The 19,607-nt window shown below is 43.8% G+C and carries 23 protein-coding genes and 1 riboswitch; of the genes, 13 read left to right on the forward strand and 10 right to left on the reverse strand.

Annotation, left to right across the window (positions count from 1 at the left end; genetic code table 11):
• Positions 1-411, forward strand: a 411-nt coding sequence (locus J3U64_RS08805) for a hypothetical protein (RefSeq protein WP_267408965.1), incomplete at its 5' end; no start/stop codon positions are given.
• 73 nt (positions 412-484) lie between these two features.
• Positions 485-1,684 carry an MFS transporter gene (locus J3U64_RS08810; protein ID WP_267408966.1) on the forward strand — a complete coding sequence of 400 codons (1,200 nt, stop codon included), beginning with the start codon at positions 485-487 and terminating at the stop codon, positions 1,682-1,684.
• 54 nt (positions 1,685-1,738) lie between these two features.
• Here J3U64_RS08810 and J3U64_RS08815 read toward each other — a convergent pair whose 3' ends face one another.
• The 4 genes from J3U64_RS08815 to J3U64_RS08830 form a co-directional block, all read right to left on the reverse strand.
• Entirely contained in the window at positions 1,739-2,770 is a 1,032-nt protein-coding gene (locus J3U64_RS08815; RefSeq protein WP_100140875.1) for an AI-2E family transporter, read from the reverse strand.
• A 171-nt stretch (positions 2,771-2,941) separates the two neighbouring features.
• Positions 2,942-3,544 (reverse strand): DJ-1/PfpI family protein, encoded by a 603-nt coding sequence (locus tag J3U64_RS08820; protein WP_267408967.1) that lies wholly within the window; start codon positions 3,542-3,544, stop codon positions 2,942-2,944.
• 442 nt (positions 3,545-3,986) lie between these two features.
• Positions 3,987-4,178 (reverse strand): hypothetical protein, encoded by a 192-nt coding sequence (locus J3U64_RS08825; RefSeq protein ID WP_267408968.1) that lies wholly within the window; start codon positions 4,176-4,178, stop codon positions 3,987-3,989.
• A 25-nt stretch (positions 4,179-4,203) separates the two neighbouring features.
• Positions 4,204-4,413 carry a hypothetical protein gene (locus J3U64_RS08830; RefSeq protein WP_267408969.1) on the reverse strand — a complete coding sequence of 70 codons (210 nt, stop codon included), beginning with the start codon at positions 4,411-4,413 and terminating at the stop codon, positions 4,204-4,206.
• Positions 4,414-4,738: 325 nt separating this feature from the next.
• Between J3U64_RS08830 and J3U64_RS08835 the strand changes: the two genes are divergently transcribed.
• From J3U64_RS08835 to J3U64_RS08845, 3 genes are read left to right on the forward strand one after another with little or no spacing between them, the layout of a single operon-like run.
• Entirely contained in the window at positions 4,739-4,900 is a 162-nt protein-coding gene (locus J3U64_RS08835; protein ID WP_267408970.1) for a hypothetical protein, read from the forward strand.
• Positions 4,884-5,399 (forward strand): ClbS/DfsB family four-helix bundle protein, encoded by a 516-nt coding sequence (locus J3U64_RS08840; protein WP_267408971.1) that lies wholly within the window; start codon positions 4,884-4,886, stop codon positions 5,397-5,399. The genes J3U64_RS08835 and J3U64_RS08840 overlap by 17 nt, the downstream gene beginning before the upstream one ends.
• Before the next feature lie 44 nt (positions 5,400-5,443).
• Entirely contained in the window at positions 5,444-5,611 is a 168-nt protein-coding gene (locus tag J3U64_RS08845; protein ID WP_267408972.1) for a hypothetical protein, read from the forward strand.
• 67 nt (positions 5,612-5,678) lie between these two features.
• Here J3U64_RS08845 and J3U64_RS08850 read toward each other — a convergent pair whose 3' ends face one another.
• Positions 5,679-6,416, reverse strand: a complete 738-nt coding sequence (locus J3U64_RS08850) for a carbonic anhydrase (RefSeq protein ID WP_267408973.1) — start codon at positions 6,414-6,416, stop codon at positions 5,679-5,681.
• Between the two features lie 138 nt (positions 6,417-6,554).
• Between J3U64_RS08850 and J3U64_RS08855 the strand changes: the two genes are divergently transcribed.
• On the forward strand, positions 6,555-7,700 hold the full coding sequence (locus tag J3U64_RS08855; RefSeq protein ID WP_267408974.1) for a methionine aminotransferase: 1,146 nt from the start codon (positions 6,555-6,557) through the stop codon (positions 7,698-7,700).
• A 59-nt stretch (positions 7,701-7,759) separates the two neighbouring features.
• On the opposite strand, the gene J3U64_RS08860 is transcribed toward J3U64_RS08855, so the two are convergent.
• The 3 genes from J3U64_RS08860 to J3U64_RS08870 are packed head-to-tail and all read right to left on the reverse strand — an operon-like array spanning position 7,760 to position 9,755.
• Positions 7,760-8,398, reverse strand: a complete 639-nt coding sequence (locus tag J3U64_RS08860; RefSeq protein WP_267408975.1) for a LysE family transporter — start codon at positions 8,396-8,398, stop codon at positions 7,760-7,762.
• Between the two features lie 23 nt (positions 8,399-8,421).
• On the reverse strand, positions 8,422-9,324 hold the full coding sequence (locus J3U64_RS08865; protein WP_267408976.1) for a tyrosine-type recombinase/integrase: 903 nt from the start codon (positions 9,322-9,324) through the stop codon (positions 8,422-8,424).
• Positions 9,321-9,755: an acyl-CoA thioesterase gene (locus J3U64_RS08870; RefSeq protein ID WP_267408977.1), complete on the reverse strand. Its 435-nt coding sequence runs from the start codon at positions 9,753-9,755 to the stop codon at positions 9,321-9,323. Before J3U64_RS08870 ends, J3U64_RS08865 begins: the two co-directional genes overlap by 4 nt.
• A gap of 176 nt (positions 9,756-9,931) precedes the next feature.
• Here J3U64_RS08870 and J3U64_RS08875 point away from each other — a divergent pair, with 176 nt between their 5' ends.
• Positions 9,932-10,387, forward strand: a complete 456-nt coding sequence (locus J3U64_RS08875; protein WP_100140865.1) for a universal stress protein — start codon at positions 9,932-9,934, stop codon at positions 10,385-10,387.
• 84 nt (positions 10,388-10,471) lie between these two features.
• Here the strand turns inward: J3U64_RS08875 and J3U64_RS08880 are convergent, their stop codons facing one another.
• Entirely contained in the window at positions 10,472-11,101 is a 630-nt protein-coding gene (locus tag J3U64_RS08880) for a TetR family transcriptional regulator (protein WP_267391876.1), read from the reverse strand.
• Positions 11,102-11,411: 310 nt separating this feature from the next.
• Between J3U64_RS08880 and J3U64_RS08885 the strand changes: the two genes are divergently transcribed.
• The 6 genes from J3U64_RS08885 to J3U64_RS08910 all read left to right on the forward strand — a co-directional run bounded on the left by J3U64_RS08885 (position 11,412) and on the right by J3U64_RS08910 (position 18,380).
• Entirely contained in the window at positions 11,412-12,641 is a 1,230-nt protein-coding gene (locus J3U64_RS08885) for an efflux RND transporter periplasmic adaptor subunit (protein WP_267408978.1), read from the forward strand.
• Between the two features lie 12 nt (positions 12,642-12,653).
• Positions 12,654-15,866 carry an efflux RND transporter permease subunit gene (locus tag J3U64_RS08890; RefSeq protein WP_267408979.1) on the forward strand — a complete coding sequence of 1,071 codons (3,213 nt, stop codon included), beginning with the start codon at positions 12,654-12,656 and terminating at the stop codon, positions 15,864-15,866.
• Positions 15,863-17,365 (forward strand): efflux transporter outer membrane subunit, encoded by a 1,503-nt coding sequence (locus tag J3U64_RS08895; RefSeq protein ID WP_267408980.1) that lies wholly within the window; start codon positions 15,863-15,865, stop codon positions 17,363-17,365. The genes J3U64_RS08890 and J3U64_RS08895 overlap by 4 nt, the downstream gene beginning before the upstream one ends.
• Positions 17,366-17,623: 258 nt before the next feature.
• On the forward strand, positions 17,624-17,857 hold the full coding sequence (rpmB, locus tag J3U64_RS08900) for a 50S ribosomal protein L28 (RefSeq protein WP_002216391.1): 234 nt from the start codon (positions 17,624-17,626) through the stop codon (positions 17,855-17,857).
• A gap of 26 nt (positions 17,858-17,883) precedes the next feature.
• The gene (gene rpmG / locus J3U64_RS08905; RefSeq protein ID WP_025329834.1) at positions 17,884-18,039 is read left to right on the forward strand and encodes a 50S ribosomal protein L33; all 156 of its coding nucleotides are present in this window, start codon (positions 17,884-17,886) and stop codon (positions 18,037-18,039) included.
• 104 nt (positions 18,040-18,143) lie between these two features.
• Positions 18,144-18,380, forward strand: a complete 237-nt coding sequence (locus J3U64_RS08910; RefSeq protein WP_100156453.1) for a SlyX family protein — start codon at positions 18,144-18,146, stop codon at positions 18,378-18,380.
• Between the two features lie 279 nt (positions 18,381-18,659).
• On the opposite strand, the gene tenA is transcribed toward J3U64_RS08910, so the two are convergent.
• Positions 18,660-19,322, reverse strand: a complete 663-nt coding sequence (gene tenA, locus J3U64_RS08915; RefSeq protein WP_267408981.1) for a thiaminase II — start codon at positions 19,320-19,322, stop codon at positions 18,660-18,662.
• 55 nt (positions 19,323-19,377) lie between these two features.
• Positions 19,378-19,467: riboswitch (TPP riboswitch) on the reverse strand.
• Between the last annotated feature and the right edge of the window lie 140 nt (positions 19,468-19,607).

The following is a 19,607-nucleotide window of genomic DNA, read 5'->3' on the forward strand; positions in this document are numbered from 1 at the left end:
ATGAGCGGATATGGGAAGTCTGAGGGATACGCAGGCAGTGATCTGATCTGGCCTGTGCGAACTCCTGCGGCAGGCCGGTGGTTTCCCGACCAAAAGCGAACGGGCGTGTTATTACTGAATACAAAATTTGTTACGGTAAAAGAGGATAATTCTGTGCCGCTGGTTAAAAAAGCAAATTTGCTCAGTCATGAAAATTTGACTTGTTTATTGTATTGTTGTGAATCGGAACAGTTAAATTTTACTGATATATTACAGGCGCTGGGTAAGCTGCTGGCTGAACGTGATGGTCTGAGCAGTATGGCTATGGTCGATGCGGTAGAATTGGTATTTTTTTGCATGAAATCTGAATATGCTAATCGGTGGTTTGAGTTACTGTCTGGAGTGAATCGGACAGGAAACGAAGAAGATTAGTGATTATCTGCAAACTTCTGTTTGTAGATAAATTAGTTGTTATTATTTTAGTAATCGTCGTGAATTGAATGTTATGAATCATCAGGATAAGCAGTTATCTTCTAATCAGTTGTTTCTTTCAGTCATTTTGATGGTGGCCGGTGCGCATTTGTGTAATGACTTGATTCAGTCAATGCTCACGGCCACTTATCCTTTACTGGAAGAAAAGTACCGCTTAACTTTTGCACAGGTGGGCTGTATTAGTCTGGTTTATCAATTCACGGCTTCGATTTTACAGCCAGCGATTGGTTTTTATACGGATAAGCATCCGAAGCCCTATTTGCTCCCTTTGGGAATGGTTTCGACGACATTTGGTTTGTGTCTGCTGGGTCTAGCAAATCAATTTTATTTGTTGCTGGTAGCAGCCGCTTTTCTAGGTGTTGGTTCGTCTACTTTCCATCCGGAAGCTTCGCGTGTGGCGCGTAATGCTTCGGCAGGCCGTTATGGTCTGGCTCAATCGGCGTTTCAGGTAGGGGGTAATCTGGGTTCGTCGCTGGGGCCTTTGCTGGTGAGTTTTGTGGTTCTGAGATATAACCGTCAAGCTAATATTCTGTGGTTTGTGTGTATTGGTGTTTTGGCTATTGCTTTGCTCAGTCGGATAAGTGCATGGAGTGCTCATCATTTGGCGGCTAGCAAACACAAGAAGGCAGTAAGCATGGTTTTACCTTATGACCATAATAAGACGGTTTTAGCATTATTTATTCTGGCTGTGCTGATTTTTTCCAAGTATTTTTATATGGCCAGTATGAGTAATTATTACAGTTTTTATTTGATAGAAAAATTTGCTTTACCAAAGCAAACGGCGGTGCTGTTTCTGTTCTTGTTTCTGGCCTGTGTGGCGATTGGAACGTTTGCCGGCGGACCGATTGGTGATCGTGTCGGACGCAAGTATGTTATTTGGTTTTCTATTCTTGGGGCTGCGCCATTTACGCTGGCTTTGCCGTATGCCAATCTCTGGGGTACGGCGGTGCTGAGCTGTTTGATTGGTCTGATTATTTCTTCAGCTTTTGCGGCTATTATCGTGTATGCACAGGAGTTGATACCGGGACGGGTAGGTTTGATTGCTGGACTGTTTTTTGGTCTGATGTTCGGTATGAGTGGTATTGCGGCTGCGGTGTTGGGTTATGTGGCCGATAAAACCAGTTTGCAGCTTATTTTTAAGTTCTGCTCTTTTTTGCCGTTGCTGGGCATGCTGACGGTTTTGTTACCGGATGTGGAGCACTATAAACGCTGAAATGATTAAAGGCCATGGTTGATGGCCTTTTTTGTTGTCTGCTGATGAACTGAGTTAAATGATTTTTAGCTGCTTGAGAGACAGTTTTAGAAAGGCGTAAAAAATGGGGGCAAATACAAGCCCAATTACACCAAACAAAGTTTCAGAAAATACCATGGCAATCAATAATTCGCAGATGCCTGCATGTATTTTGCTGCCAACAATTTTGGCATTGAGTACATATTCGACTTTGTGAATGATAATTAAATAGATGAGTACAATTACTGCTATCCAGAAGGAAACTGTGAAGCCAACCAGACACATAATGGTATTGACAATTAAGTTGCCGATGATGGGTATGAGGCCGAGTACGAAAGTGGCAAGTATTAGGCTTTTACTGAAGGGCAGGTGTATGCCGAAGATGGGTAGAACAATTAATAGGAAGATGGCTGTCATGATGGCATTGAATAATGCAATGACTACCTGAGAGAAAGCAACGTATTGGAAAACCAGCACCAGACGGTCGAGGCCATCTTTGAGTGCCTGCATGTAGATGGTGGGAGAGGTTGAGGTTTCGTTGATACTGCGCTTGTTCTGCTGATAGCCGGCGATTAAACCGATTATCATGCCAATTATAATGATAAGTAGGGAGTGAAAAAGTTGTTTAATGACTGATTGCAAGTAAAGTACATGCTCTTTTATGAAGTTAAGAGCATTGGCGCGTAATTCTACGAGGTCATCCGGAAGGTAATTACTTAATTCTTTTGGCAAGGCACTGGCGATGCTGTTAAAGAGATTCTGTATGTGAGTAAGAGTCTGCTGGGGGTCTTTGGCTACGCTGATTACCCAGCTGATAAGATAGCTGAAACCGCCTATGAGTAAGATCATGATGAGCAGTGAGAGCAAAAGTACTGAAAAAATTTTGGCTTTGCTACCCCAGCGCTGCATTCTGGTGGCCAGATAATCTTCCAATTTCTGGGTAAGAGTATAGGTAAGGAGGCCGGAAATTACGCCAGACATCAGGTGTATTTGCATAAATATGATAAAAAATATTGAATACAATACGACGAAAAACAGGCCGATTTTTTGTTGTTCGTTTAACAGCATGGTTGATTTTTAATCCGATTCTGATAGGGCTTATGGGGTGACTTTGTGCTGAATATCATACCGTTTGCTGGTGTTATTCTGTGTAAACGGGATGAGCTAACTTTGCGCACAAATTCGCAGCATCTTTTATGAGCTTGATTGTGTAATGATTTAGCTATTATTAGGCTGTTTCTAATTTAGTTGATTGTTCGAACAAAATGCATCTTGCTGGCTGTCCTGCTGCCAGTGGTATTCGATTCTGGTGGCAATTTTTTCGGCGGTATTTTTATCCGTTCTGTTTTGCACAAATGCTAATGCCATGTCCATTCCTGCACTGATACCGGAAGAGGTGTAGTATTTGCCGTCTGTAATCCAGCGGGCTTTTTCTATCCATTTGGTTTTTGCTGATGAGGTTTTTACCCAGTCAAAGACGCGTTTGTTGGATGTTGCCTTGCGTCCATCGAGTAATTCGGTTTTGGCCAGCAGGGCGCTGCCGGTGCAAACGGTGAGCACATACGTGCTTTTTTGTGCTAGTGATTTTAGTTGCTGGATAAAATCAGTTTGCTGTATCAGGCTACGTGTGCCGGGCCCACCGGGTATAAAAAGGGTATCTATATTTTGGGGAATGGATGCAAAGTTTTCAGTTGAGATACTGATGTTATCCTGATTGCAGATAAGACCACCGTTTTGTGAATAATACTGTATGCGCCAGTCCGGTACTTTGCCAAATATTTCTACTGGCCCGAATACATCTAGTGTTTCAAAGTCTGGGTAAAGCAAAATGGTAATTTGCATCTGATTTTCCTTTGTCATCTGTGGTAGGGATATATTAAGTTGCTGGACATAATAAGCAATTTGTTGTACTAACAGAATAGCAGAGTTCTCTGAGTTTTCTGAAAAATTTTTAATCAGATAAAATGTAAAAAATTTTTTTGAATTTTGTAGCATAGTCTCCGTTGGTTAATATGCATAATAATTATTTAACGCAGGTTTTAGTAAAACAGATAAATCAGAAAAAAATTTTTTAATCAGGATAAAAAATATTTCTGCAAAAAAATAAGCATAGAATGGACAGCCAATATTTGCTGTTAAGCGCACATACTGGGAAGTAGTTAGAGCTAACGTTGCAAAATATTGAGCCTTCCAGCTTTCATTGCCCATATTGCTGGAGGCAAAATTGGAGGCGTTTTCGGGACGGGTATCATGCTGGTGGGTTTTGAGTAATTAAAGCACTTACTTAGGATAATGAGTGGGCTATCGGACGTGTATTCATAGGTGAGATTGGCGCTTTTGTCGTTTTGATGCGGTACACCAGTTTGCGTTTCCATGCGCCATCTAGTCCGTATTTTTTGATTTCAGCCTCACTGGGGTAGGGCATTTCGTCGCGCATGGCGGCAAATGGTTCCCAGCCGCTGTGATTGCTGTTCATTATTGACCAACTTATTTTATGGTCGCTATTCGGACGGATGTTGCTGACTTGGGTTGTTGATGCCAACTAAATCTTTGTTAGGTTTGCTGGCGATGACGGTAATGGTGGGCAGGGCGCAGCTGTTAAGGTTGTTGTGTTCACTTTGATCCTCGGCCAGAACCGGCTGCATAATAAATAAGCTGGCGTAAACAGTACAAACTGGAGAGAGAAAACGGGTATGACAGGCGGGTTGCATGAGAGCCTGACTGGTAAAGGTTAAGATAAATTAAAATTATAATCTTTCTTATTAGTATTTTAATTTAATTTGTTATGGGTGTATATTTATTCTAATTTTAAACTCAAATTATGGTTTTAATGCTGGGTTTTGTGCTGAATATGAAGCTTTTTGTTAATTGAAAAATATTTTGGAATGGAGTTGTAATATGGAAGATATTCGTTTAGAGATAGATCAGATTGATCACACTGTTATTAAGCTATTGGGCTCGCTTTGAATATGATAATGCTGCTAGTGAATTTAAAAAAGTGCTAGTGCTGTACAAGCCAAGGCCCGTTTTGACACTATGCTTGAACAACGGAAGCTTTGGGCCAATGAGTTAGGACTAAATGGCGATATTATTAAAGAGTTATATACAAATTTGGTTCGTTATTTTATTGATGAAGAATTAAAGCAGTTTAAAAATAAAGAAAATAAGGATAGTTTGCCCTATGGCTTATACCAGTAAACAACAGTTATTGAATGAAATAAACAAAACCGCTAAATTGTTTATTGAAGAATTTGATACGTTAACAGAATCTCAAAAAGATGAGTTAATTCATGGTGTAGATCGTACTCCTGCGCAAATGATTGCTTATCAGTTAGGATGGCTGGATCTTGTTAAGTCTTGGGATGATGATGAACTTGCAGGAAAAATCCCAACATTACCTGCAGAAGGCTACAAATGGAATCAGTTAGGCACATTATATCAACACTTTTATAAGATTTATCAGGATTATTCATTACAAGAATTGATTACATTATTTAACGAGAAACTTGTTATCTGGAATAATTGGATTGAATCTTTGGATGATGATACGTTATTTATTAAAGACACACGTAATTGGACTAAACCTTTCCCTGAATCTTGGACGGTAGCGCGCTTTATTCATATCAATTCTGTGGCACCGTTTAAATCATTTCGAACCAAAATCAGAAAGTGGAAAAAGTTAAGTGAACTAGTTTAAACGTAACTTAAAATTAATATCAATGTAATCAATTAGGAATTGATATGGCTTTTTCAGAAACAGAGCCACAACTATTATTACAACTAAAATTTGTGGGTAGCGAAATTATTGACAGACTTGAACAAATGGAACTTGATTCTTTTGATAAATTACGCCATGCCACTTTAGATGAAATTCTAAGCAATGGATTCGTTATGTTTGTGCGCTTTTGATTGTGGTGTACTGAAAAATTTACAGTCAGGCTATTTGTGGCCTGACTGCTTGCATAAGAGGATGGGATCAGTTGTTTTCTATTATGCGGTTGTTCAGTTGTTGCACGGGGCGGTTGTTATTTTTAGGTAGGTATTGTGCGATTTCTGCAATTTCTGCTTTGGATAACGTAATCGGTTGGCGGAATAATATCCATGTTACGGGTTCGCTGCATGGTGGAGTGGTCAAAGAGCCGGTATAGCGGTAATAGCTATGATTGTGCGGGTAGAGGTGTTCGGGATTAAATAAGATATCAGTGTTTTCGCTACCATTTTTAGCCAGTTTTTTGAATACAGACAATTTTTCAAAATAGGAGTTTTGCTGACCTTCTTGTACAAATACTGCTACAACTAAATTGCTGTGGTCAGCGGCCTGATGTACAAAATGCAGCTCAAGAGGATAGCGTATGCCGTTGATAGTGTGTTCAGCTGGTTCGTGGGCATGGAACTGAACCAGTGTGTAAGTTTTATTGTTGTAGGTCAAATTGCTGTTTGAGTCGAAATTGAACTGAAGGGAATGGCCGTTGTCGACTATCTGTTTGATATCGGCATGGCGATAGTCGAAATTCAGAGGTGGAAGTTTATGGTTGGTTTTGCTATTAAAGATGTCTATCGGGGATTGGGTTTTACCTGTGGAGCAGGTTTGCGCGTCAGACATTTTTCCCCAATTATCCGGTGCATAGTCACCTTGATAACCCCAGTGAGTCTGAGCCATGGCAGAGCCAGCGAGTCCAAGGGTGAGACATAATCCTAAAATGCTTTTTTTCATGATTTAGTTTCCTTTTGTAAATTATGCGAATAGTTTAGTCTTCTTTGTTGGTGATGTGAATACTTGTGTTGGTTAATAAAAACTAATTGTTAAATTTGGTTGGATGGTTATATGATGATTTTTTCGTAGGTGAAAATTATGCTGAATCTGCAATCTAAGCTGCCCAATGTAGGAACAACGATTTTCAGTGTCATGTCGGCTTTGTCCGCAAAGTATGATGCGCTAAATTTGTCTCAGGGTTTTCCTGACTATACGGTAGATAAGCAATTAATCGAACTGGTAGAGCATTATCTGCGTGCGGGAAATAATCAATATGCGCCTATGGCTGGTGTGGTGGGTTTGCGACTGCGTATCCAGGAAAAGTTTCAGCGGGTGCATGGGCTGAGTGTGGATGCGGAACAGGAAATTACGGTTACGGCAGGCGGAACGCAGGCGATTTTTACCACTATTGCAGCGCTGATTCGTCCGGATGATGAAGTAATCATTTTTGAGCCAGCTTATGATTGCTATGCACCTGCGGTTTCATTGTTTGGGGGTAAAGTGGTTCCGGTACAGCTGGCTGCACCAAATTTTTCAATAGACTGGGATTTCGTCCGATCGTTGGTTACGGCGCGTACACGGTTGATTATTGTGAATAATCCAAACAATCCGGCCTGTCGGGTATTCAATAAAGCTGATGTGACGGCTTTGGCTGAAATAGTGCAGAGTAATGATATTTTTGTGTTAAGTGATGAAGTATATGAACATCTGGTGTTTGATGATGCCCGACCACAAACATTGCTGACACAGTCGCTGTTACGGGAGAGAACTTTTGTTGTGGGCTCGTTTGGCAAATTGTTGCATGCTACAGGCTGGAAAGTGGGCTACTGTGTGGCTGCACCAGCCTTGATGGCTGAGTTTCGTAAGGTGCATCAGTTTAATGTATTTAGTGTGCATACTCCTACGCAATATGCAATTGCTGATTATCTGGCCGATGCGTCTCACTACGAGAATCTGGGACACTTTTTTCAGCAAAAACGCGATTTTCTGCTGGCGGGTTTAAGCAATTCACGTTTTAAAGTTTATGTGCCGCAGGGTACGTATTTTATGCTTTTGGATTATAGTGCTATTAGTACTGCATGTGAAACTGAGTTTGTGCGTGAGCTAGTGGCTAAATATAAAGTGGCGACAATACCTTTGGCTGCGTTTTATCATGATGGTTTTAGCCAGCAATGTATACGGGTATGTTTTGCTAAGCGGCAGGAAACGTTGGAGCAGGCGGTAGAGTTGCTGTGTGCGGTGTGAGAAGAATACTTTGAGATGGGGGAAAAGACAGATTTTTGAATCTGTCTTGTTGCTTAGTATTAGTGGTGGAGCCAGCTGCTAAAGACCTGTAAATATAGCCAGCCGCCAAAGCCAATAAACGCAAAGCCGCCGATACGGTCGATAATCAGGCACCAGTTCAAGTAGTTGCGTTTGACCACGGGTAAAGAAAACAGCCACAACATCAAGCACAAGGTAAGAAGTACTTGTACCAGCAAAATAATCATAATTTCATATTTTAAAGTTGGCTTATGAACATCTGCCATGGCCATAGACATAACGCTGCCAAGATAAAGAACGATTTTGGGATTGGATAGGTTGGTAATCAGGCCTTTCCAAAAAAAATGTTTTTCTTGTAGGGGTTGAACAGTAACGTTATTTTTAGGAATAGCGGTTTGTAACATTTGCCAGCCGCAATAAATGAGGTAGGAGCCGCCGGCCAGCATAAGAGTGTTTTGCAGCCATGGTAGCTGGTGCAGTATGGCACTATAGCCTTCAATGGTCAGAGTCAGCCAGAAAGCCACTCCGGTGGTGATGCCCAGCGCAACGCAGAATGCTGCCCGTCGTGAGTGGTTTAGAGCGGTTTTGCTGATTATCAGCATATCCGGCCCAGGGGACAGCTGGCCGAGCAGGTTAAGTAACACGATGCTGACAATCATGGATTGGGTTTGACTAAGCATAATACAGATTCAGATAAAAACGGCTATTTGTTACGGCGTTTGGCACGTGGATGTGTATTGTCGTAAATCTGTGCCAAATGGTTGAAATCGAGTTTGGTATATTGCTGAGTTGTGCTGATGGATTTGTGTCCGAGCAGTTCCTGTACCGCGCGGATGTCGTGGGCGCTTTGTAATACATGGCTGGCAAAACTGTGCCGCAGCATATGCGGGGATAAATGGCGGTCGCTACCGTGAGTAATGGACCAGATATTCAGACGATTCTGAATTTGACGTGCGCTCAGACGGGTGCCACGCCGGCTAGTAAATACTGCATTTTCTCCAGAAACTGCGTAGCGGTGCGGTAGATAATTCTGTAAAGCTTCGATACTTTTTTGTCCTAAAGGGACCTGACGTTGCTTATTGCCTTTACCTCGCACATGTACCCAATTTTCTTTCAGCATTAGATGGTGTAAGTCTAGTTGCACCAATTCGCTCAGACGTAATCCGCTGCCATACAATAATTCGAAAATAGCCTGATCCCGTAGGGACAGCGGGTCGCTGGCACAAGCATGGTCAAAAGCCTGATTGAGTTTTTCGGCCGGTACTGCTTTAGGCAAGCGAGCACCGGCTTTAGGTGCTTTGATGTTGCTGGTAGGGTTGGCGCTGATGTATCCCTGTTGTTGCAGAAAGTTAAAGTAAGTCCGCCATGTACTGAGTTTGCGTGCCAGTGAGGCAGGCTTATCTCCCAGACCACTGAGTTTTTTTAGAGCGCCTACCAGATGCAGACGAGTGATATTCAATGGGCTAAGATTTTCCGGTAAAAGCTGACTCAGCTGAATTAAATCACGCTCGTAGGCAGTGCTGGTTAAGGGAGATAATCCGCGCTGTTGTAAATGCTGGAAAAACTCATCCCATAATGTCCAGTAAGAGGTAGAAGCTTGCTTCATTCAATTACCCCAGCGATGGCGCTGCGAAAAATTTCAGGTGTGCGGCTAATGCGCTGGCGCTTGTAATTAAAGAAAGCCATGCCGGTTTTTACCATTGCAATGGCGGCACCATCACGGGTGCGATGCAATTTGTATATCAGGGTAAAACCTGTATTGCTTAGGTTGGTAATTCCTAAGTCAAAATCCAGTTCATCGCCATAAAATCCCTGTCCCTGAAATTGCAGAGCGGCATCCAGCATAATCAGGCCGGTACCGCCAATATCTATTTCGTTGAATCCGTAACTTGAAAGTAGACGCATACGCGCTTCATGACAAAGGCGTAGTATGGCATCGTTTGAAAGATGATTGCCGTAATTAATATCGCCTATCTGTACTTTGATGCGCGTGTGAAACAACCATTTTTCTGGCGTTTCAATTTGAATGCGACTCATGGGTTATCCTTTATGAATGCAAGCTAGATGGTAGCAGGTTTTAAAAGAAACGTTGATGGACTGGCATTTACTTCAGGCAAATTTGTGCTAAGCTTTGCCAGTAGTTTTCTGGTTATATTGATGTTTTTCAGTTTAATTCAAATCAGGTTATGGTTTGTTGAGCAGGGAGAATAACGATGTATCACAAAATTATGGTACCGGTAGATGAAAGTGCGGCTGCGAAACGAGCCTTACAGGAAGCCATCATGCTGGCCAGATTGTGCCAAAATGCTGTTTTACGAGTAGTCAATGTGGTGGATCTAGCACAGTTTAGCTGGGGAGGTGTTGGTGCTTTGCCATCTGAAGAAGTGCGTAAAGCAGTCAATGCCGCCGGTAAGAAAGGACTGGAGCAAGCAGAAAAAATGCTTCAGGAATCCGGTCTGCAATACGAGGTTGAGGTGATTGAGAGTGCAGGTGATAAGGTGGCTGATATGTTGATTCAGGAAGCCACGGAGCATAATGTTGATTTACTAGTGATGGGTACCCATGGATTCAGTGGCTTCATGCATATTCTAATGGGTTCGGTAGCAGAAGGGGTATTGCGGCAATCTGATATTCCGGTGATGCTGTTACGGGTACGGGAAGATGATTAAAACTGACAAGCTAGTGTTTCCCATTCTGAAACGAGCTGGTGACAATAATTTTATGTTTTAATCATACTAGCAAAACACTATCCGCTATTGGCGCAGGTTTGGATTATGGTGCAGTGATTCGAGTGCAATATTGATAAAGTTTGGTGCAATGCTGGTGATATCGATATTGTGCGGGTCTGTTAGCCACAGGTTGGTCAATCCGATAAATAGTGCCTGAAAATACAAGGCTGCCTGCCGTATATTAATGTTTTCTGGCAGAATATGTTGTTGGCAACATACCTGAAACACAGCACATAAATTCTGCCACCATAGATTTTGGTATTTTTGCAACAACGCCACAATTGCGCGGTTGTCTTCAGTATGCTCACAATTTAAATGCAGGATATAGCAGAATTTTCGATAACGCTCATCATTGGCCATACGTTGGAACATCTGATTCAGTGCCCGCATAAGGTTGTGTAGTGCATCCGGCGAGCTGGTGTCAATATCATGGCGCAGCTGCTCACTCAGTTTACTGAAAACCTGTTGGAATAACGCGTCAAACAAGTCTTCCTTATTTTTAAAATGCCAATAGAGCGCACCACGTGTGACACCGGCCGCGCTGGCGATTTCCTGTAAAGATGCACGGCTGACGCCGCGCCGGTAAAAAATATCCAAAGCAGCGGCCATGAGGTCATCTCTGGTTTGCAAAGCTTCCTCTTTGGTCTTGCGCATAATAAATTTCCGTTTATCTGTACATTAAATTAGGCAAATCTGTATTTAATCCAGATTGACACATGTATTTTTGATTAAAATAACTAAGTTATAAATTTATTGCATCTGGTATACATACATTGTTGCATGTATAATGCGCAGCGTAAAGTTATTCCTGATTAAATCGTCTGTTGTCGCATAAGCAGGTTGTCGGATATTTTTATCTGACAGCCCGCAATGGCGTCACCAGCGCTATTTGTGTCATATTTATAGCGCAGCAGAGTAAAAATTCATTTAATTTTTAATTATATATGCACATATTGAGGTGAGTATGGGAACGAATCGAAGAGCAGATAAATGGCGCATCAGTGCGATAGTGCTGGCCAGTGCGCTGGCTTTAGCTGCATGTGGCAAAAAAGACAACGGACCAGCACCACAGGCGCCAATGGTCAGCGTGCTGACGGTACAACCACAGACGGTTACAGTAGACACTGAGTTGACCGGCCGTTTAAAGCCGATTCGCGAATCAGAAGTGCGTGCTCGTGTGGCCGGTATTCTGCTGAAACGCTTATTTACAGAAGGCACTTATGTTAAGGAAGGGCAGCCATTGTTCCAGATTGACAATGCACCTTACCTAGCTTCATTACAGTCTGCCCGTGCAAGTTTGGCTACAGCACAAGCCAATGCAGTAAAAGCTGATGCAGACGTGGTTCGCTATCGTCCGCTGGTAGCCGCCAATGCCATCAGTAAACAGGAATTTGATCAGGCCATAGCTCAGCAGCGTCTGGCACATGCACAGATTGAAAGTGCACAGGCTGCGATAAAAACTGCGCAGATAAATGTAGGTTATGCTTATGTACGCGCACCAATTTCTGGCCGTATCGGCAAAGCTTTGGTGACTGAAGGCGCATTGGTCGGGCAGGGCGATGTAACGCAGCTGGCGCTGATTCAGCAAACACATACTTTATATGTGGATCTGACCCAGACTGCAGCTCAGGCTATGAAAATCCGTCAGGATATTGCTTCTGGCAAAATGAAAACTATCAATGGTGCAGTGGAAGTAGCTATCAAACTGGATGATGGCAGTGAATATCCTCAAAAAGGACGTCTGCTGTTTACTGATATGACAGTAGACGAAGGCACGGGCGAAGTGAAAGTGCGTGCGGAAATTCCAAATGATGATGATATGTTACTGCCTGGGCAATTTGTACGGGTAGAAATTCCGCAAGCTGAAATTCAGAACGCTATTGTATTGCCACAACAGGCGGTAACCCGTGGTGCCAATGGCGATACGGTTACAGTAGTTAATGCCGATGGTAGTTTGGCTGTTCGTCCGGTAACCGTTGTACAGCAGAAAGGCACAAACTGGGTAATCAGTGGTGGTCTCCGCGCAGGGGATAAAGTTGCAATGGATGGCCTAGCACTGGTGCAGTTAACCGGAGCCAAGAAAGTACAAACTCAGCCATGGAAAGCGACCGCAGCCAGTGCACCAAGTGCGCCATCAGCCACAACCGCTTCCGCACCTAAGGCTTCTGCGGCATCTGCCTCACAAGCCAAGTAAGGATTAAGTAATATGTCACGATTTTTTATTAACCGACCGATTTTTGCATGGGTGGTGGCTTTGTTCATCATCATTGCCGGTATAGTGTGTATTACCAAGCTACCTGTTGCACAGTATCCGACAGTAGCCCCTCCTTCTATTACTCTTACTATTTCCTATCCAGGTGCTGATGCCCAGACTATTGAAGATACGGTGTTGTCACGTATCGAACGTGAGATGAACGGTCTGGAAAATTTGGACTACATGGAAGCTAAATCTTTGTCCAATGGTACCGGTACCTTAACCTTAACCTTCTATCCAGGCACTGATGACGATATTGCGCAGATGAATGTGCAAAACGCTTTGTCGCGTGCTGAGCCGCGTCTGCCGGCTATGGTAAAACAAACCGGTGTACAGATTGCTAAATCACGCAGTAACTTCCTGATGGTAACCATGTATACCAGCGATAATCCCAATCTGACACCGGCAGATATGGCGGACTATGTGGCACGTAATATTCAGCCAGAGCTGCAACGTATCGATGGGGTGGGTAACGTGATGGTGTTCGGCTCCGAACGTGCCATCCGAATTTGGCTGGATTCAGACAAACTGCGCAGTGTGAATCTGACACCAGCTGCAGTTAATGCTGCTGTGGCAGCACAGAATCAGCAGATTTCTGCCGGTAGCCTAGGTGCCTTACCCTCTCCAGACAATATTCAGACCACTGCAACTATTGTTGTTCCTGGACAGCTAAAAACAGTTGAACAGTTCGAGAATATCATTGTTAAAGCCAATACTGATGGCTCGCTGGTACGCCTGAAAGACGTTGCCCGCGTAGAGCTGGGTAAACAGGATTACTCAACTGGCGCCCGTTTGAATGGTAAAGACGTAGTCGGTGCTGGTATTCAGCTGACTACCAAAGGTAATGCGCTGGCCACTGCCAATGCAGTTAAAGCCAAGCTAGCGGAATTACAGAAATATTTCCCAGCCGGCATGAGCTGGTCTGCACCGTATGATAGTTCTACTTTCGTCAGCATTTCTATTGAAAAAGTAGTACATACACTGGTAGAAGCCATCGTACTGGTATTCTTGGTAATGCTGCTGTTCCTGCAAAACATTCGCTATACCCTGATACCGACCATCGTGGTGCCGATTGCATTGCTGGGTGCATTTACCATCATGTATTTTGCCGGCCTGTCGATTAACGTACTTACCATGTTTGCGATGGTGTTGGTAATTGGTATCGTGGTTGATGATGCCATTGTGGTGGTAGAAAACGTCGAACGTATCATGGCAGACGAACATTTACCACCAAAGCCAGCTACCGAAAAAGCTATGGGACAGATTTCAGGTGCCGTGGTGGGTATTACTGTCGTACTCATTACCGTATTTATCCCGATGGCGTTCTTTTCTGGGTCTACCGGTAATATTTATCGGCAGTTTTCTGTGGTGATGTCTGTAGCCATCTTCTTCTCCGCATTCCTTGCTTTGTCGCTGACACCGGCTCTATGCGCCACACTGCTCAAACCGATTACCGAGCATGAAGAAGAGAAAAAAGGTTTCTTTGGTTGGTTTAACCGCAAATTTACCAGCGGTACCAAAAAATATGAATCCAAAGTAGCCTATGTACTGCATCGCAGTGTACGCATGTTTATCATCTATGTGGTTATTGCCGGCTGTGCACTGTTTGTCATGCTGCGTCTGCCTACTTCATTCCTGCCGGAAGAAGATCAGGGCTATTCCATTGCTCTGGTTCAATTGCCACCGGGCGCTACTCAGCACCGTACGCTGGATACCTTCAAAAAGATGGAAGACTTCACCCTCCGGCAGCCTGAAGTGAAAAACATGGTATCTGTACTTGGTTTCAGTATGACCGGCCAGGGACAGAACGTAGGTTTGAGCTTCCTCGTGTTGAAAGACTGGTCAGAACGCAGTGGGGCACAACACAGTGCCAATGCACTGGCCAACCGCATTACCGGAGCCATGATGGCATCCGTACGTGATGGTTACATCTTCGCGCTGGTACCACCATCCATTCCTGAGCTGGGTACCAGTACTGGCTTTAGCTTCCGTCTGCAGGATCGTGGCGGTAAAGGCCATGAAGCATTGTTGGCTGCGCGTAATCAGCTATTGGGAATGGCGCGTGAAAGCAAGGTATTGACTCAGGTACGGCCAGATGGCATGGAAGATGAACCGCAATTGCAAATTGATATCGACCGTGATGCAGCCAATGCACAAGGCGTATCGTTTGGCGATATCGCTACTGTACTAAGCACGGCACTGGGTTCCAACTACGTAAATGATTTCCCGAATAAAGGTCGTATGCAGCGGGTGATTGTGCAGGCTGATGTTGCTTCACGTATGACTCCGGAAGACCTGAACAAACTAACCGTTAACAATGCGCAAGGTCAGCTCGTACCATTGGCCGGCATTATCAAAACCCGCTGGATTACTGGTCCGGCTCAGACCATCCGTTATAACGGTTACACCGCGATGTCTATTACGGGTAATGCTGCACCTGGGTACAGTACCGGTGACGCTATGGCTGAAATGGAAAAAATTGCCAGCAAACTGCCTGATGGTTTTGGTTATGAGTGGACAGGATTGTCTAAAGAGGAAAAAGATGCAGGTAACCAGTCTACTATCCTCTATATGTTCTCACTACTGGCAGTGTTTTTGTGTCTGGCCGCTTTGTATGAAAGTTGGACCATTCCATTATCAGTGATGTTAGTGGTACCTCTGGGTTTGCTAGGTGTTGTTCTGGGGACGTGGTTGCGTGGCATGGAAAACGACGTTTATTTTCAAGTGGGGCTAATTACCGTAATTGGTCTGAGTGCCAAAAACGCCATTCTGATTGTGGAATTTGCCAAAGACCTGCAAGAGCAGGGTAAAACACCGCTCGAAGCAGCACTAGCTGCCGCTCATCTGCGTTTCCGTCCAATTCTGATGACTTCTATTGCCTTCATCATGGGTGTAGTACCGTTGTATTTTGCCAATGGCGCTTCTTCTGCCAGTCAGCGTGCAATCGGTACCAGTGTATTGTGGGGCATGTTAGTTGGCACCTGTCTGGCCTTATTCTTTGTGCCTGTGTTCTATTCAACTGTACGTAGTCTGTTCAGCAGAAAAAAGAACGACCAAAATGGCAACACGCCTGACAATAGCAAAAACCTGCCAATTGCAGTAAACAGTGATGGCGGTGCCAGCATACAGTCCGGCAACCAGACAGACAAAGAGGATAAAGCATGAAACACATTGTAAAACCTACCCTGTTGGCTGTATTAATTGCCGGGGTTATGTCTGCCTGTTCGATGGCGCCACGCTATCACCAGCCAAAAGTTGAAATGGCAGAAACCTTTCCTGGTGCAGCAGCCAACAATCAGCGGGCCGGTGAAGTAGCGGCTGCCAATCTGGGTTGGCAGGATTACTTTGCTGATGAACGCCTGAAACAGATAATCAGTCTGGCTTTGGCCAATAACCGTGATTTACGCGTCGCGGCATTGAATGTCGAAGCTGTGCGCGCACAATACGTGATCCAACGGGCAGATCGTTTGCCGGCTCTAAGTGCCACCGGTAATGGTGGCCGCTCTCGTGTAGCACAGGATTTAAGTGCTATGCGTGATGCAAGTGGCCGCCAAACAAGCTATATTGCTGAATCATATAACGTGGGTTTAGGCGTAACCGCTTTCGAGCTGGATCTGTTTGGGCGAGTGAAAAGCCTTTCTGATGCTGCACTGAATCAATACTTCCAGCAAAAGCAGGTGCGCGATTCTACCCAGATAAGTCTAATTGCCAGTGTGGCTAAAGCTTATTTTGATGAACGCATCGCCCAAGCTCAAATGGACTTATCCAGCCGCGTATTGACATCACGTGAAGAAAGCAAGCGTCTTACTGATTTGCAATTCAAATCCGGCGTGATTTCACAGGTAGACGTAGATGTAGCTGAAGCACAAATCGAAACCGCGCGTGCAGATTATGCAGCTGCTAAGCAGGCACGGGATCAGGCACACAATGCCTTAACCCTGCTGGTTGGTAAACCTCTTCCAGATGACCTGCCTGCCGCGGCTCCATTAAGCCAGCAGTTTGTGAATGCTGAATTACCAGTTGGTTTGCCATCAACCATCCTGTACCAGCGGCCTGATGTGCGTGCGGCAGAGTTTGCTCTTAAATCAGCCAATGCCAACATAGGCGCAGCTCGAGCAGCCTTTTTCCCACGCATTAGTTTGATTGGCAGCATCGGCTCAGGCAGCAATGACATCGGTCACCTGTTTAACGGCCCGAATCGCACATGGAGCTTCACCCCACAGATTACCCTACCAATTTTCACATGGGGACAGAACAAAGGTAATCTGGATTTAGCAACCGCACGCAAAAACATCGCCGTAGCTCAGTATGAACAAACCGTACAGGCTGCTTTCCGCGATGTGGCCGATGCACTGGTGGCACGTGATTCGCTGAAAAAACAGTACGAAGCGAAACGTCGTGGCGAGCAAGCTCAGACCAACCGTTACAAACTAACCCAACTGCGTTATAAACACGGTATCGCCAGCTCGCTTGAGCAGCTGGATGCTGAGCGTGACAGCTATGCAGCACAGCAGGCATTGCTCAGTACCCAGCAAACCCTACTGGAAAACCGTGCAGATATCTATAAAGCTTTGGGTGGTGGCCTGAACCAACAAACAGCAGAACCTGCTGCCAGCACCACCGTAACTACTACGACCACCACAAGCACAACCACCGTGCATTAATGGTGTCTTAGTCAGGATGGCTGCATTACCTCAGCCATCCTGTAGCTGTACAGGAAATATGCTGAAAATATAACCATTGGCTGCAACTTAAGCGTTCAGCCAGCCGTTTTCGAGTCAAGGCTCAGGCTACCAGTCCTTGCTTCAAGCGCAACAATTTCACCTGTACATGCTATACAGAATGATTTAACCCTTGAATAGATTCTGCTTTTCATGGTATAAATCGCGTTTTACAAAATTATTAGAAGTTTGGAGTTAACCATGGCACGTGTATGTAAAGTGACCGGTAAGCGCCCGATGAGTGGCAACAACGTGTCACACGCCAACAACAAAACCAAACGCCGTTTCTTGCCTAACCTGCAATCACGTCGTTTCTGGGTTGAAAGTGAAAACCGTTGGGTACGCCTGCGCGTTTCTAACGCTGCCTTGCGCACCATCGACAAGGTAGGTATTGATGTAGTATTGGCCGACCTGCGCGCTCGCGGTGAAGCTTAATCATATTGTGATTTAAGGATAGAGCAATGCGCGACAAAATCAAACTGGAATCCTCTGCTGGTACTGGCCATTTTTACACCACTACCAAAAACAAACGCACCATGTCTGGCAAATTTGAAATCAAAAAATTTGATCCAGTAGTGCGTAAACATGTACTGTACAAAGAAACCAAACTGAAATAATTGTTTCATACTGGTTTGAAAAACCTGAGCAGCCTAATTGCTCAGGTTTTTTTCATATTTATTGAACCCAAAGCCTGAACCCATTACTTACGAAAAGCCGTACCATGGACAATATCACCAACAACTTAATGCAATGGCAGCATCGCATCGAAGAACTGGAAATACAAAGTGCCCTACAAGAAGAAACCGTTCAAAGCTTAAGCGATACCATAGCACGGCTGCAACAAACTATTGACTTACAACAGGCACAACTACGCCTGCTGTATCAACGTTTACCGGATAAAGCAGACAGCAATAATGAACCGTTTAATCCAGCTAATGAAATTCCGCCGCATTATTAAAACACAGTTAAGAGCCAAAGTAGGGAAAAGCTGTCTACTGCTTTTCGGAAAAAGCGATAATTATTCAATCATGTATCGTTTTAAATATCTCTGATAGATACACTGAACGGAGCATGGCTATCCACCCCAAAACCGCAAACTGTGAATATAGCTGGCGTTTACAGAATGAATCAAATTTATTTTAAGATTCATCCGACTAAATAAAGGCATCCTATAATGCCAGTTCATATTGAATCTTTCCCATCATTTTTTTTGACGGGAAATTACCATAAAAAGTATTCAATAGCTCTTATTTAGTCCCATCTGCCAGAAATCAGCTTCCAACTGCGTTGCTTTAGAAAAAATTTCAACTAGTTTCTGAAAACGTTGCGAATCAATATTAGCTAATCGCTGATTAATCCATTCAATTTCAGCTTCCATAGCCGCATGAAATTCTTCACCAGTATACATATCAATCCAGCTTTGGTATGGGTTATTGTGTGCCTGATGCCATGATTGTTGTTCAATCCAGCGTGCCAGCACCCCATAACCAATCAAACACGGTGCAAGGGCAATATGTAAATCTAATAAATCACCCTGCTGACCCGCATCCAGCATATAACGTGTATAAGCAACATTTGCTTCGGCTTCAGGCAGATTATCAAGCTCCTGTTTGCTGATACCCCATTCTTTGCAGTACTGAACATGCAAATCCAATTCAACTTCAACAATTGCTTTCAGACTGGCTAAAGCCTGTCTTATCTCCAAAATATCATGGCTTTTGTATACCGCTAGACCCCATGCACGGGAAAACTGGATTAAAAAAAGATAGTCCTGCTTTAAATAATGCTGAAAACATGATTTATCTAAAATTCCCTTGCCAAGCTGCTGCACAAAATCATGCTGAATATAACGATTCCAGTCATCCTTGCAATATTCAATCAGTGATTCAAATGATGACATATGAGCTCCTTTAATAAATAATATATTAAGGAGTAATAAAACAGACTTATCTTTCAAAAAGCTTGTTTTATACTCCCTTCGGCGGCATTAACCGCATCAGGTTCAACGGGTGTAATCTCAGCCAATGGCACCCCGGATAAATTAACCAGCAAAGTATGAAAATTTTGTCAGGCTATCGTTAATAGCTGATACATAAAATAAAAAATGTACCTTAATTTACATTTGGTTTCAATAAATATAAAATGATTTTTAATCTGTCGAAGATGTATCTTTATAGTAGACACA

Source organism: Snodgrassella sp. B3800 (assembly GCF_026535865.1).
Classification (GTDB): domain Bacteria; phylum Pseudomonadota; class Gammaproteobacteria; order Burkholderiales; family Neisseriaceae; genus Snodgrassella; species Snodgrassella alvi_E.